Raw genomic sequence first — 14,487 nt, forward strand, 5'->3', positions numbered from 1 at the left:
CAGAGCAGAGCAGAGCAGAGCAGAGCAGAGCAGAGCAGAGCAGAGCAGAGCAGAGCAGAGCAGAGCAGAGCAGAGCAGAGCAGAGCAGAGCAGAGCAGAGCAGAACGCGGTCGTATGCTGATCGCAGTATGGACGGTTGCCCCGCCCGCGCAGTCTTGCGACCGGCTCAGTAGTGGCGCTACGTCGAAGCGATCCTTCTCCCGCGCAGCGGGGGAAGGTGCCGGCAGGCGGAAGGGGGCCGCTCTTCTGTGTATCGACAACGCACCGCGCAGCAATCAGTGCGCGGCCGTCTCCACCTTTGCAGCGGTCGCGCTGTCGCGCAGTTCACGCCGCAGGATCTTGCCGACGTTCGATTTCGGCAGCTCCGACCGGAACTCGACGTAGCGCGGCTGCTTGTAGCCCGTGAGCTCCTGCCGGCAATACGCCTTGATCGCCTCGGCCGTGAGCGACGGGTCCTTTTTCACCACCACGATCTTCACCGCCTCGCCGGACTTGTCGTCCGGTACGCCCACGGCGGCCACTTCGAGGATGCCCGGCATCTGCGCGACCACGTCCTCGATCTCGTTCGGATACACGTTGAACCCCGAGACCAGGATCATGTCCTTCTTGCGGTCGACGATGTAGAAGAATCCGCTGGCGTCCATCTTCGCCATGTCGCCGGTGTGCAGCCAGCCGTCCGCGGTGATCACCTTGGCGGTTTCTTCCGGACGCTGCCAGTAGCCGGCCATCACCTGCGGACCGCGCACGCACAGCTCGCCGACCTCGCCCTGCGGCAGCTGCCTGAATTCCTCGTCCATCACGCAGCATTCGGTGGACGAGATCGGCAGGCCGATGGAGCCGTTGTACTCGGCAAGATCGAGAGGATTCATGCAGGCCGCGGGCGAGGTCTCGGTGAGGCCGTAGGCTTCCACGAGGGTGGAGCCGGTGACCTTCTTCCAGCGTTCCGCCACGGCGCGCTGGACCGCCATGCCCCCGCCGAGCGACATCTTCAGCGGCGAGAAATCGAGCTTGTCGAAACCGGGGGTGTTGAGCAGGCCGTTGAAGAGGGTGTTGACGCCGGTGATGGCGGTGAAGCGGCGCTCGGACAGCGCCTTGACGAAGCCCGGCATGTCGCGCGGGTTGGTGATCAGGTGGTTGAGCCCGCCGATGTTCACGAAGACCAGGCAGTTCGCCGTCAGCGCGAAGATGTGGTACAGCGGCAGCGCCGTGATGATCGACTCCTCGCCCAGCGCAAGCCCGGTGCCGAGCCACGCGCCCGCCTGCTGCATGTTGGCGATGAGGTTGGCATGCGTGAGCATCGCGCCCTTGGCCACGCCCGTGGTGCCGCCGGTGTACTGCAGGAAGGCGATGTCCTCGTGCCGGATGTCGACCGGCGGCAGCGTGTTCTTCGCGCCGCGTGCGAGCGCGTCGCGGAAGCGCACGGCATGTGCGATGCGGTAGTCGGGCACCACCTTCTTCACGTGCCTGAGCATGAAATTGACGATGGCGCCCTTCGGGAAGCCGAGCATGTCGCCGATGCCGGTGGTGATCACGTACCTGACCGGTGTGTCGGGCAGCACGTCGCTGACGACCTTGGCGAAGTTGTCCAGCACGAGGATCGCGGACGCACCCGAATCCACGAGCTGGTGCTTGAGTTCGCGCGCGGTGTACATCGGGTTGGTGTTGACCACCGTCAGGCCGGCGCGCAGCGCGCCGAACAGCGCGATCGGATACTGCAGCACGTTCGGCAGCATGATCGCGACGCGGTCGCCCTTCTTGAGCTTGAGGTCGTGGATCAGATAGGCACCGAAGCTGGCGCTGAGCGTGTCGATCTCGCGGTACGTGAGCACCTTGCCGAGATTCTCGAACGCGGGGCGATCGGCGAAGCGGTCGAGGGCGCCTTGCAGGATCGCGGGAATCGACGTGTACTGGTTGACGTCGATGGTCGCCGGCACGCCTTTCGGATAACTTTGCAGCCAAGGCCGATCCGCACTCATGCTCCGCTTCCTCCCTGTTCGTGTTTCGACTGCTTCTTTTTGAACGACCGCTGCGCGTGAAACGTGCGGAACGCGGCTTTTCAAGGATTGGAGCACACGCCCCCCACCCCTGCAAGGCGATCTTTCGTGAAAGACACGACCAATCGATGGCTCGGTGCGACGGGCCGCAGCGTCGCCCTCGTCGTGCTGTTGTGCATGCTGCTTGCCGGCTGCGGCAGGGCGCCGGCGGAGGAGCGCCTGCGCGATCGGTTCGAGGCCATGCGCACCGCGATGCTCGAGCGCAGGCCGGGCGATTTCATGGACGGCGTGGCCGAGGATTTCGTGGGCGAGGGCAATGCCGATCGTGCTGCATTGCACAACATCCTGCGCGCGCAGTTGCTGCGCAACAGCAGCCTGGGTGCCACGATCGGTCCGCTGGACATCGTCGTGGACGGCGACCGTGCCACGATGCAGTTCACGATGGTGCTCACCGGGGGCGCCGGCGGGTTCATTCCCGAACGCGCGAACGGCTGGTCGGTGAAGAGCGGCTGGCGCGACGGCGACGACGGCTGGCAGGTCTACTTCGCGCAGTGGGAACCGGTGTTGTAGCCGGACCGGGCGCGCGCGGCGCGGATCATGCCGGCTCCAGCACCTCGACCGGATCGCCGACGCGCACCGTGCCGATGCCGCGCGGGATGAGATTCTGGCCGAAGGTGACCCCACCAGGACTGCGGCGGTAGCCGACGAGCGTGCGCAGCGGTTCGCCGGCCGGGTCGCGCTCGCCGGTCGCGGGGTCGACGGTGGTGAAGACGCAGCGCGTGCAGGCCTTGACCACGTCGAACTCGACCGCGCCGATGCGGATGCGGCGCCAGCGGTCTTCCGCGTGCGGTTCGGTGTCGGACACGACGAGGTTGGGCCGGAAGCGCTGCATCGTCACCGGCGTCGCCAGTCTGGCGTTGAGGGCGTCGAGCGCGGCCTGCGAGAGCAGCAGCAGCGGAAAGCCGTCGGCGAAGCTCACCTCGTCCCCCGCGACGGCGTAGGCCGGATCGACCGGGCGCCGCGCGCCGTCGTCCATGAACACCAGACGCGCAGGCCGATCGAGCAGGCGGCTGATCCACGCGTCGGCGTCGGCATCGGCGGCGATCGCGTCCACCGTCGAACCCCAGACCGTCACGCGCGGACGCGGGGCGGCGTACTGCGGGTGGGCCCGGAGCGAGGTTCCGGAGGCGTCGAGCACCAGCACGTCACCCTCCGCATCGGCGCGCAACAGCACGAGCCTGCCGAGCTCGCGGCCGGTGAGAGCTCGCCCCGACATGTCGACGACCATCCAGCGGCGGTCCTGCGACAGCCCGCGGGGCGTCACGTCGACGGCATCGCACGCCTGCGCGGCGGCGGACTTGAGCGGGTAGCGGTACAGCGCGGACAGCCGGGCCATGGCACGTGTTCGGCAGATGGGGGCGCGCATGGTCGCACGATGTCCGGATTCGCGACGCTGTGCTGTTTGCTTCCGGTGTCCTTCCCCAGCACGAGGCTGACCCTCCATGTCCGGATTCCTGCGGTTGCTCTGCATCGCGGCGCTGGCGCTGACGTTTCCGGCGCAGGCCGCGCCCGTCGGCACCGCGTTCACTTACCAGGGCGAGCTGCGCCTCGCCAACGCGCCCGCCGACGGCACGTTCGACTTCGAGTTCGCCCTGTTCGACGCGCCCGATGCCATCGCACCGCTGGCCACGTCCGCTGCGCCCGACACGCCGGTGCAGGGCGGCCTCTTCACCGTGGCGCTCGATTACACCGACGTGCCGTTCGTGCAGGCGCAGGCCTATTTCCTCGAAGTCCGCGTGCGCTCCGGCAGCGACAGCGGCGGCTTCCAGGCATTGTTGCCGCGGCAGCCGATCACGCCGGTGCCCTACGCGATCAGCGCGCGCAGCGTGCAGCCCGGCGGTGTGGAGGCCGCGGCCATCGCGCCGCGGGCGGTCGGACAGGCGCAGCTTGCGGACGGCTCGGTCACGCTCGACAAGCTTGCGTTCGTGCCCGGCGACATCCAGGCAGTGGTTGCCGGCGACGGGTTGCTCGGCGGTGGCGGCAGCGGCGTCGTGGCGCTGACCATCGACCCGGCCTACACGCAGCGCCGCATCGGCAATGCGTGCGCACCGGGGTCGTACATCACCTCGGTGGATGTGCAGGGCGTGGCGACGTGCGGCGCGCCGAACGCGCAATCGCGCGTCGCAGGCACGCAGTTCATCGAGGAAAACTCGCTGATCGCGATTCCCTCGCAGCAGTTCGTCCAGCTCGCGCAGGTCGCGCTGCCGGCGATCGCCAGCGGCGCTATCGCCGTCACCGGGCACGTGCGTCTGGAGCATTCGGGCACGGCGCGCGAGTTGGTTCGCCTGACGATCTTTTCGGGCGGCTGCCCGCCGACATCGACGAGCCGCATCGGCGAGGCGCTGCACACCTTGCCGACCCGCGCGGCCGGCGCCGCGGACAGCCACCTAGTGTCGATGACAGGATTCCGCACGGGCAACTATTCGGGCGGCGGCGTGGTGGCGCTCTGCGCGTACCGCAACGGTGTCGCGGGTGCGGTGTCGGCGTCGACACGCGGCCTGGTGGTGCATTGGTGAGCGCCGTCCGTCGCTGGCGATGGGCGATGCTCGGCGGGGCGATCGCGGCCGTGTTGCCGATGGCGTGGCAGGCCGCGATCGCCGCCCCGTCTGTGGGCGACGTCTACGTGCTGCAGCCGTCGCGCCCGCTGGGCGGTGGCGGCGCGTCGGCGGGTGGACTCTACCGGTTGCAGGGCGCCGTCGCGCAGCACGACGCGTCGGTCACCAGCAGCGGCGGCGCGTACGCGGTGCACGGCGGCATCCGCCGTGCGCGTGCCGCGCCCGCGTCGGCGCTGTTCTCCGACGGCTTCGAATGAATTCCGTGCGGTCGGCCCGGTGACGGCGCCGACCGCACGACTGTGCGTCAGGCTGCCTTGCGCGTCGCCAGCTGCCGCAGCACGTAGTGCAGGATGCCGCCGTGGCGAAAGAACTCGACTTCCTTCGGCGTGAGGATCAGCACCTGCACCTGGAACTTCAGCTCGGTGCCGTCGCTGCGTCGCGCGCTGACCGTCGCATGCTTGGCGGCGCCGTCGTCGAGTCCGCCGATGTCGAAGATCTCGTCGCCCTTCAGGCCCAGCGTCTGCGCGTTCTGTCCGTCGAGGAACTGCAGCGGCAGCACGCCCATGCCGACGAGGTTGGAGCGGTGGATGCGCTCGAAACTCTCCGCAATGACCGCTTTCACGCCGAGCAGCAGCGTGCCTTTCGCGGCCCAGTCGCGCGAGGAGCCGGTGCCGTATTCCTTGCCGGCCAGCACCACCAGCGGCGTCTTCGTCGCCGCGTATTTCATCGCGGCGTCGTAGATCGCGAGCTTTTCCGGCGCGCCGCTGCCGCCGAAGTACAGCGTGTTGCCGCCTTCCTCGCCGCCGAACATCAGGTTCTTGATGCGGATGTTGGCGAAGGTGCCGCGCACCATCACGTCGTCGTTGCCGCGCCGTGAGCCGTACGAGTTGAAGTCGGCCGGCGCCACGCCGCGCGACTGGAGATACCGCCCCGCCGGCGAATCCTTCTTGATGTTGCCGGCCGGCGAGATGTGGTCGGTGGTGATCGAATCGCCGAACAGGCCGAGCACGCGGGCGCCCGCGATGTCCTTGATCGGTTCCACGTCCATCGTCATGCCGTCGAAATAGGGCGGGTTCTTGATGTAGGTGGAGCCGGCATCCCACGCGTAGATGGCGCCGTCGGGCGAGGCGATCTGCGCCCAGCGCGTGTCGCCGCGGAACACGTCGGCGTAATTGCTCTTGAACATCTCCGGGCCGACGGTCCTGGCGATGAAGTCGCCGATTTCCTTGTTCGTCGGCCACAGGTCGCGCAGGTAGACGGCGTTGCCGTCGGCATCGTGTCCGAGCGGTTCGGTGGTCATGTCGATGTCGACCGTGCCGGCGAGCGCGTACGCCACCACCAGCGGCGGCGAGGCGAGGTAGTTCATCTTCACTTCCGGGTGCACGCGGCCTTCGAAATTGCGGTTGCCCGAGAGCACCGACGCCACCGCAAGATCGTGCTGCGCGATGCCTTTGGACACGGCCTCGGGCAGCGGGCCGGAGTTGCCGATGCAGGTGGTGCAGCCGTAGCCGACGACGAAGAAGCCGAGCGCTTCCAGATCGTCGAGCACGCCCGCCTTCTTCAGGTAATCGGTTACCACGAGCGAGCCCGGTCCGAGCGAGGTCTTCACCCACGGCTTGGCCTTGAGGCCGCGCTTGACGGCGTTGCGCGCGAGCAGGCCGGCGGCGAGCATCACGGCCGGGTTCGAGGTGTTGGTGCAGGAGGTGATCGCGGCGATCACCACCGAGCCGTCGCACAGTTCCGCGTCTTGGTCGGCCACGCGGATCTTCGAGATCGGCTTGGCCGCCAGGTGCTCGGCCTGCGGTTGCGCGCCGCCTTCGTCGACGAACTTCGCCACCTCGCCGTTCTTGGGGACGCGGTTGGCGATGAGACTTTCGACGTTGGCGTGGAAGTTCGCCTTCACGTCCTGCAGCAGCACGCGATCCTGCGGCCGCTTCGGCCCGGCGAGCGACGGGCGCACGTCGTCGAGCGCCAGGTGCAGGGTCGACGAATATTCGGCCTCGATGTCGCCCGGCGCATGCCACAGCCCCTGTGCCTTCGCATACGCGGCCACCAGCGCGATCTGCTCCTCGCTGCGACCGGACAGGCGCAGGTAGGCGATCGACTCGTCGTCGATCGGGAAGATGCCGCAGGTCGCACCGTACTCGGGCGCCATGTTCGCGATGGTGGCGCGGTCGGCCAGCGGCAGGTGCTGCAGGCCGTCGCCGTAGAATTCGACGAACTTGCCCACCACGCCGTGCTTGCGCAGCATCTGCGTGACGGTGAGCACGAGGTCGGTCGCGGTGGCGCCTTCGGGCAGCCTGCCGGTGAGCTTGAAGCCGACCACCTGCGGAATCAGCATGGAACTGGGCTGGCCGAGCATCGCGGCCTCGGCCTCGATGCCGCCCACGCCCCAGCCCAGCACGCCGATGCCGTTGATCATCGTGGTGTGCGAGTCGGTGCCGAAGACGGTGTCCGGGTAGGCCCACTGCGCGCCGTCGATGGTGCGCGTGAAGACCACGCGCGCGAGATTCTCCAAGTTCACCTGGTGCACGATGCCCGTGTTCGGCGGCACCACCTTGAAATCGTCGAACGCCTTCTGGCCCCAGCGCAGGAAGGCGTAGCGTTCGATGTTGCGTTCGAACTCGATCTTGCCGTTGAGGTCCAGCGCCTCGGGCTTGCCGAACACGTCGACCTGCACCGAGTGGTCGATCACCAGCTCCGACGGGATCTGCGGATTGATCTGCTCGGGCCGGCCGCCGAGCTTCACCACGGCGTCGCGCATCGCGGCAAGATCCACCACGCAGGGCACGCCGGTGAAATCCTGCAGCACCACGCGTGCGGGCATGAAGGCGATTTCGGTATCGGGTTCGTCCGTGGGCTTCCAGCGCGCCACCGCCTCGATGTGTTCGGGGAGCACGGTGACGCCGTCCTCGTGGCGCAGCAGGTTCTCCAGCAGGATCTTCATCGAGTAGGGCAGGCGCTTGATGTCGAAGCGTTTGCCGAGCACGGGCAGGCTTGCGTAGGTGTAGGACGTGCCGTTGACGTCGAGCTGGGCGTGGGTGGCGAAGGAATCGCGCATGGAAGGCTCCTGTGGCTGTTGGGTGGCGGCCTCGACGGGCATGCGCAGATTCGCGCAACTGCAGCGACCTGCGGGCATTATTGCCTATTCGTTGCGGAACCGATCATTGTGGGTGGTGTGCAGGTTGCGCATGTGTCCGGGCGGTACGGTTTTTTTTGCGTTCTCCCCGTTCTCCGCTTTTCCCAGGCTCTGCGCCGCGGAACGGAGTTTTCCTTCTCCCCGCGGGAGAAGGTGCCGGCAGGCGGATGAGGGCGGCACGTTGAGGTTCTCCTCGCGCCTGCACCTCCGCGCCTTGGAGATGATTCCACCGATGCGGCTCGCTTTTTGCGACAGCTGAATTCATTCGTGTGGTGTCTGGGCAACCTGTTGCGTGACGCCCTCATCCGCCTGCCGGCACCTTCTCCCGACGGGAGAAGGAATGTTCCGTCCTGCGTCGCGGTCGCGAGGCGATCGGGCCGGCTTTGAGTATGCCTCTAAAGGTATGTACAATTCATGCATACTTCAAGGGTGCCCGTCATGGAAGCCACCGTCGCCGAACGCGGTCAGATCACGCTCCCGAAAGCCGTTCGCGATGCGCTCGGCCTGACCAAGGGCAGCGTGCTGAAGGTCGAGCTGGAGGGCAGCCGGATCGTCCTGCGCAAGAGCGTCGACGACGCGATTTCGCGCGCGCGCGGCCGCTTCAAGCTCGACGGTTTCGACACCACCGACGACGCCATGCGCGCCGTGCGCGGCCGTGCCCCCGGCGATCCGCTCGATCCGCCCGCCGCCGGGTCGGCCACGTCCGTCAAGCCACGCAAGTGATCGCGATCGATTCTTCCGTACTGGTCGACCTGCTCGCCGACGGCCCGCAGGCCGACGCGGCCGAAGCCTGCCTGCGCCAATGCCTGACCAGCGGCGCCGTGGTGCTGTGCGGCGTGGTGCTGGCGGAAGTCTGCAGCGCACTGAAGGACGGCGCCGACGTGCTCGGCGTGCTCGAGGACATGGGCATCCGCGTCAACGCGATGGAAGCGAAATCCGCTCTGCGCGCCGGCGAGATGCAGCGCCGCTACCGCCAGCGCGGCGGCGAACGCACCCGCGCGGTGCCGGACTTCCTCATCGGCGCACACGCGCTGCTCCAGTGCAACGGCCTGATCACGCGAGACGACCGCTTCTACCGCGACTACTTCAAGGGGCTGAAGCTGATCGTCCCGGCCGTTTGAACCGATCCCCTGCACGAATCGCCACTCCATCCCGAACCCCGCATCCCGCCCGCTTCCCAGCAAGGACACCCGCACATGCTCGCCGCCTACCGCACCCATGCCGCCGAACGCGCCGCGCTCGGCATCCCGCCGCTGCCGCTCACCGCGCAGCAGACGGCCGACGTCATCGAACTGCTGAAAGCGCCGCCGGCAGGGGAGGAGGCGTTCCTCGTCGATCTCATCACGCATCGCGTGCCGGCGGGGGTGGACGACGCCGCCAAGGTGAAGGCGTCGTATCTCGCGGCCATCGCGTTCGGCACCGAAACCTGCGCGCTGATCCCGCGCGAACGCGCCACCGAGCTGCTCGGCACCATGCTCGGCGGCTACAACATCCATCCGCTGATCGACCTGCTCGACGACGCCGCCGTCGGCAGCATCGCGGCCGAGGCGCTGAAGAAGACGCTGCTGATGTTCGACGCCTTCCACGACGTGAAGGACAAGGCCGACCGTGGCAACGCGAACGCGCAGGCCGTGCTGCGCAGCTGGGCCGACGCCGAATGGTTCACCTCGCGCCCGGAAGTTCCGCAATCGCTGACCGTCACCGTGTTCAAGGTCACCGGCGAAACCAACACCGACGACCTCTCGCCTGCACCCGATGCCACCACGCGTCCGGACATTCCGCTGCACGCGCTCGCGATGCTCAAGAACAAGCGCGACGGCATCGTGCCGGAGGAGGACGGCAAGCGCGGCCCGGTCGCCTTCATCGAATCGCTCAAAGCCAAGGGCCATCTCGTGGCCTATGTCGGCGACGTGGTCGGTACCGGTTCGAGCCGCAAGTCCGCGACCAACTCGGTGCTGTGGTTCACCGGCGAGGACATTCCCTTCATCCCGAACAAGCGTTTCGGCGGCGTGTGCCTCGGCAACAAGATTGCGCCGATCTTCTACAACACGATGGAAGATGCCGGCGCGCTGCCGATCGAACTCGACGTCTCGCAGATGCACATGGGCGATGTGATCGAGCTGCGCCCGTACGAGGGCAAGGCGCTCAAGAACGGCCAGGTCATCGCCGAATTCCGGGTCAAGTCGGACGTGCTGTTCGACGAGGTGCGCGCCGGCGGCCGCATCCCGCTGATCGTCGGCCGCGGCCTCACCGCGAAGGCGCGCGAGGCGCTGGGCCTGCCGCCGTCGACGCTGTTCCGCCTGCCGCAGAATCCCACGGACACCGGCCGCGGCTACACCCTGGCGCAGAAGATGGTCGGTCGCGCGTGCGGCCTGCCGGAAGGCACCGGAATCCGCCCGGGCACATACTGCGAACCGAAGATGACGTCGGTCGGCTCGCAGGACACCACCGGGCCGATGACGCGCGACGAGCTCAAGGATCTGGCGTGCCTGGGCTTCAGCGCGGATCTGGTGATGCAGTCGTTCTGCCACACCGCGGCCTATCCGAAGCCCGTCGACGTGAAGACGCACCACGAGCTGCCGGCCTTCATCAGCAACCGCGGCGGCATCTCGCTGCGACCCGGCGACGGGGTGATCCACTCGTGGCTCAACCGCATGCTGCTGCCGGACACGGTCGGCACCGGCGGCGATTCGCACACGCGCTTTCCGATCGGCATCTCGTTCCCCGCGGGCTCCGGGCTCGTCGCATTCGCCGCAGCCACCGGCGTGATGCCGCTCGACATGCCCGAATCGGTGCTCGTACGCTTCAAGGGCGCGATGCAGCCGGGCGTGACGCTGCGCGACCTCGTCAACGCAATCCCCCTCTACGCGATCAAAGCCGGCCTGCTGACGGTGGCGAAGCAGGGCAAGAAAAACATCTTCTCCGGCCGCATCCTCGAAATCGAAGGTCTGCCGAACCTGAAGGTGGAGCAGGCGTTCGAACTGTCCGACGCCTCGGCCGAACGCTCCGCCGCCGGTTGCACGGTGCGCCTGGACAAGGCCCCGATCATCGAATACATCAACAGCAACATCGCGCTGCTGAAGTGGATGATCGCGCAGGGCTACCAGGATCCGCGTTCGATCCGGCGCCGCATCGAGAAGATGCAAGCGTGGCTGGCCGATCCGCAGCTGCTCGAACCCGATGCGGATGCCGAGTACGCCGCCGTGATCGAGATCGATCTTGCCGACATCCACGAACCCATCCTCGCGGTGCCGAACGATCCGGACGATGTCAGGACGCTGTCGGAATGTTCTGGCGTCAAGATCGACGAGGTGTTCATCGGCTCGTGCATGACGAATATCGGTCATTTCCGCGCCGCGTCGAAACTGCTCGAAGGCAAGCGCGACATCCCGACGCGTCTGTGGGTGGCGCCGCCCACCAAGATGGATGCGAGCGAGCTGACCCGCGAGGGCCACTACGGCGTGCTCGGCGGTGCCGGTGCACGCATGGAGATGCCCGGCTGCTCGCTGTGCATGGGCAACCAGGCGCAGGTGCGCGAAGGCGCGACGGTGTTCTCGACCAGTACGCGCAACTTTCCGAATCGCCTCGGCAGGAACTCGAACGTGTACCTGGGTTCGGCCGAACTCGCCGCGATCTGCTCGCGCCTCGGCCGCATCCCGACCAGGGACGAGTACATGGCCGACATGGGCGTGCTCGACGCCAGCGGCACGGAGATCTACCGCTACATGAATTTCGACCGGATCGAGGAGTTCCGCGACGCGGGCGAACCAGCCGCGGCGTGACGGCACGCGCCGACAGACTGGCGCTGCCGCGCCAGCCTGCCGGCGGCATCGCTTGGAGCCCGCGCGCGGTTCAGCCCATCCGGCCCGGCGACGCGACTCAGCTGCGCAGCGCGAGAAAATCCGGGCTCGCCACCAGGCGAAGCGCATCGAGACGGGGACGCGCGGTGGGCAACACGGCCAGCAGCGCCTCGCGTTCCTCGCGCAGCGCCACGATTTCTTCCGGATGCACCGCAGGATTCACCCGCGCCAGCGCCTCCAGCCGCGCAAGTTCGTGGCCCAGCAGTTCGTCCGCATGCGCGAGCGCCTGCTCGATGGCCTGCTGCGATTCAGTCGCGGCTTCCTGGTTGGCGCGCTTGAGCATCGGCGGCAGCAACGCGGCGAGGATCTTGCGGTACTTCACCAGATCGATGGGGCGATCGTTGGAGCGCTGCAGCGCGCGCGCGCCGGGCACGAAATCCGGTCGCGACGTCAGTCGCGTGTCGATCACGCAGCGGATCGGCAGCGTCGGCAGATAACGCGCGACCTGCAGCCGCTTCTGCGCGACGCATTCGAGCACGAACACGCATTCGAGCAGCACGCTGCGCGGCGGCAGGTTGTCGTCGACGAGGAAGGCCGCATTGCCGGTTTCGCCCGACAGCAGCAGATCCTGCGCCGCCAGCAGCAGCGGATGATCGTCGCGCAGGTAGAGCACGTCGTCGCGCGCAAGCGCCGTGCCGCGGTCGGTCGTGGCCTGGCGCGGTCCTGACTTGAACTCCTCGAAGGCGTCGATGGTGAGGTATTCCGGATCGAGCAGGACGATGTGCGGCGACAGCGATTCGTGCTGCACGCCGAACTGCTCGAGCAGGCGCCACGCGAAGTCGTCGTTGGTCGCATTGCGGTCGTCGCGTGCGAGCGCGTCGCGCAGCAGGCCCTGTTCGGCGCCGCGACGGCTCGCGAGCTCGAGCAGGCGGTCGCGACCGCCGGCGATGAGCGCGCTCAGTTCGGCATGGGCGACGCGGGTGTCCTCGAGCAGTTGTTCGACGCGCGGTTCGCGCGACGACGCATCCTCCTGTGCGAGTGCCACCAGTGTTCCGCCGAAGCGGCGCATCAGTTCGCGGCCGTCGGCGCAGACCTGGGTGAACGCATCCAGGCCGTCGTCGTACCAGCGCAGCAGCAGCTCCTGCGCACTGTCGATCAGTGCCGCCGCATGGATGTGCACATCGCCGCGCTGGCCGATGCGGTCCAGGCGCCCGATGCGCTGTTCCAGCATGTCCGGGTCCAGCGGCAGATCCCACAGCGCAAGATGCTGGGCGAACTGGAAGTTGCGGCCTTCGGCGCCGATTTCCGAGGCGATCAGAAGCCGCGCTCCGTCCTCGACCTGGGCGAAGTAGGCCGCGTTGCGGTCGCGCTGCAGCAGGTTCATGTCTTCGTGGAAACGCGCCACGGCAACGCCCGAACGCAGCCGCAGCGCTTCTTCCAGCGCCTGCACCTTGGCGCGCGAGCGGCACAGCAGCAGCAGTTTCGCCGGCGCGATCTCGTCGAGCAGGCCAAGCAGCCAGTCCATGCGCGGGTCGTGCGTGTAGTCGTGCTCGGGCTCGATGTGACCCGGCGTGCCGACATCGGCATGGAACTCGGTCAGCAGGCGGCCGGGTCGCGACGGATCGTCGCCGACCGGATCCAGGCGTGCGAGGTGTTTCACGCGTTGCGGAAAACCGCCGACCGCGGCCCGGCGGTTGCGGATCATCACGCGGCCGGTGCCGTGGCGATCGATGAGCATGTCGATCAGCGCGTCGCGCGCGGCGTGGTTGCCGCTCTCGATGCGCGCCAGATGGGCGGGCAGGGCATCGGCATCGGGACCGAGCAGCGCGGCGAGCGTGTCGATGTCGTGCGGCAGCAGCGGATCGCCGTGCAGCAGTTTTTCCACCGTGCCCGACAACGCGACGAAGCCGTGCGTCTCGGCCTCGAACGCACGCAGATCGGAGTACCGTGCCGGATCGAGCAGGCGCAGGCGCGCGAAATGTCCGCCGAGGCCGAGCTGCTCCGGCGTGGCGGTCAGCAGCAGGGCACCGGGAATCTGCGCGGCGAGCGTCTCCACCAGCGCGTACTCCGGGCTGATCGCGTCCGCGGACCAGGCCAGGTGATGCGCCTCGTCCACCACGAGCAGATCCCAGCCGGCGTCGAGCAACTGGCGTCGACGTTTCGCATCGTTGGCGAGCCAGGACGTGGCGGCGATGACGCCCTGTTCGTCCTCGAACGGGTTGGCGTCCGGTTGCGCGGTTTCGATCGACTCGCAACGCTCCTCGTCGAAGATCGCGAACCGCAGGTTGAAGCGCCGCAACAGTTCGACGAACCACTGGTGCACGAGGCTTTCGGGCACGAGCACCAGCACCCGCGCCACGCGCGCGGACGCGAGCTGCTGCGCGATGACGAGGCAGGCTTCGATCGTCTTGCCGAGGCCGACCTCGTCGGCCAGCAGCAGGCGCGGCGGACGGCGTTCACCCGCGGTTTCGGCGGCGCGCAGCTGGTGCGGGATCAGATCGATGCGCGCGCTCTGCACGCCGGCGCCGGGATGCTGCTGCGCGCCGGCGCGGCGGCGCAGCAGTTCGAGACGGAAGTCGAACTGGTCGTTGCGGTCCACGCGGCCGCCGAGCAGGCGCGCATCGGCTTGCGAGACCGGCTGTTCGGCGTCGAGTTCGCCCTCGGCGATGGCGCGGTCGCGGCTGCGGTAGGTCAGCAGGCCGGCCGATGCGTCGATCGCTTCGACCTCGTACTCCTGCCCATGCGCACGAATGCGATCGCCGATTCGGAACTCGGCGCGCGCCATCGGCGCGGATTCCATCGCGTACTGGCGCACGACGCCCGAGCCGGTGAAAACGATCTGCACGCTGCGACCGGCCAGGCGCAGCACGGTGCCGAGGCCGAGTTCGGGCTCGGCGGTGGAGAACCAGCGCTGCCCGGGAACGAAAGGTGTCATCCGC

General features: G+C 67.9%; 10 protein-coding genes. 6 read left to right on the top strand and 4 right to left on the bottom strand.

Annotated features, from left to right (window positions below):
• Positions 1-275: 275 nt before the first annotated feature.
• Positions 276-1,976, bottom strand: coding sequence for an AMP-binding protein (locus HNQ52_RS08940; protein ID WP_183960799.1), 1,701 nt, complete (start codon positions 1,974-1,976; stop codon positions 276-278).
• A gap of 126 nt (positions 1,977-2,102) precedes the next feature.
• Here HNQ52_RS08940 and HNQ52_RS08945 point away from each other — a divergent pair, with 126 nt between their 5' ends.
• A complete protein-coding gene (locus HNQ52_RS08945; RefSeq protein WP_183960800.1) occupies positions 2,103-2,564 on the top strand; it encodes a nuclear transport factor 2 family protein in 462 nt (153 codons plus the stop codon).
• A gap of 25 nt (positions 2,565-2,589) precedes the next feature.
• Here HNQ52_RS08945 and HNQ52_RS08950 read toward each other — a convergent pair whose 3' ends face one another.
• Positions 2,590-3,390 (bottom strand): MOSC domain-containing protein, encoded by an 801-nt coding sequence (locus HNQ52_RS08950; RefSeq protein WP_183960801.1) that lies wholly within the window; start codon positions 3,388-3,390, stop codon positions 2,590-2,592.
• A gap of 106 nt (positions 3,391-3,496) precedes the next feature.
• On the opposite strand from HNQ52_RS08950, the gene HNQ52_RS08955 reads away from it, so the two are divergent.
• Both HNQ52_RS08955 and HNQ52_RS08960 read left to right on the top strand, forming a co-directional pair.
• Positions 3,497-4,570, top strand: coding sequence for a hypothetical protein (locus tag HNQ52_RS08955; RefSeq protein ID WP_183960802.1), 1,074 nt, complete (start codon positions 3,497-3,499; stop codon positions 4,568-4,570).
• The gene (locus HNQ52_RS08960) at positions 4,567-4,866 is read left to right on the top strand and encodes a hypothetical protein (RefSeq protein WP_183960803.1); all 300 of its coding nucleotides are present in this window, start codon (positions 4,567-4,569) and stop codon (positions 4,864-4,866) included. Before HNQ52_RS08955 ends, HNQ52_RS08960 begins: the two co-directional genes overlap by 4 nt.
• Positions 4,867-4,913: 47 nt before the next feature.
• Here HNQ52_RS08960 and acnA read toward each other — a convergent pair whose 3' ends face one another.
• A complete protein-coding gene (gene acnA / locus HNQ52_RS08965) occupies positions 4,914-7,748 on the bottom strand; it encodes an aconitate hydratase AcnA (RefSeq protein WP_425486487.1) in 2,835 nt (944 codons plus the stop codon).
• Between the two features lie 438 nt (positions 7,749-8,186).
• Here acnA and HNQ52_RS08970 point away from each other — a divergent pair, with 438 nt between their 5' ends.
• The 3 genes from HNQ52_RS08970 (at position 8,187) to acnB (ending at position 11,530) form a co-directional block, all read left to right on the top strand.
• On the top strand, positions 8,187-8,471 hold the full coding sequence (locus HNQ52_RS08970) for an AbrB/MazE/SpoVT family DNA-binding domain-containing protein (protein ID WP_183960805.1): 285 nt from the start codon (positions 8,187-8,189) through the stop codon (positions 8,469-8,471).
• Positions 8,468-8,869, top strand: coding sequence for a PIN domain-containing protein (locus HNQ52_RS08975; protein WP_183960806.1), 402 nt, complete (start codon positions 8,468-8,470; stop codon positions 8,867-8,869). Before HNQ52_RS08970 ends, HNQ52_RS08975 begins: the two co-directional genes overlap by 4 nt.
• Before the next feature lie 75 nt (positions 8,870-8,944).
• Complete coding sequence (gene acnB, locus HNQ52_RS08980; protein WP_183960807.1) at positions 8,945-11,530, top strand: bifunctional aconitate hydratase 2/2-methylisocitrate dehydratase; 2,586 nt, start codon at positions 8,945-8,947, stop codon at positions 11,528-11,530.
• Between the two features lie 97 nt (positions 11,531-11,627).
• Here the strand turns inward: acnB and rapA are convergent, their stop codons facing one another.
• Complete coding sequence (rapA, locus tag HNQ52_RS08985; RefSeq protein ID WP_183960808.1) at positions 11,628-14,483, bottom strand: RNA polymerase-associated protein RapA; 2,856 nt, start codon at positions 14,481-14,483, stop codon at positions 11,628-11,630.
• Positions 14,484-14,487 lie beyond the last annotated feature (4 nt).

Source organism: Chiayiivirga flava, assembly GCF_014202825.1.
GTDB classification, from domain to species: Bacteria; Pseudomonadota; Gammaproteobacteria; order Xanthomonadales; family Xanthomonadaceae; genus Chiayiivirga; species Chiayiivirga flava.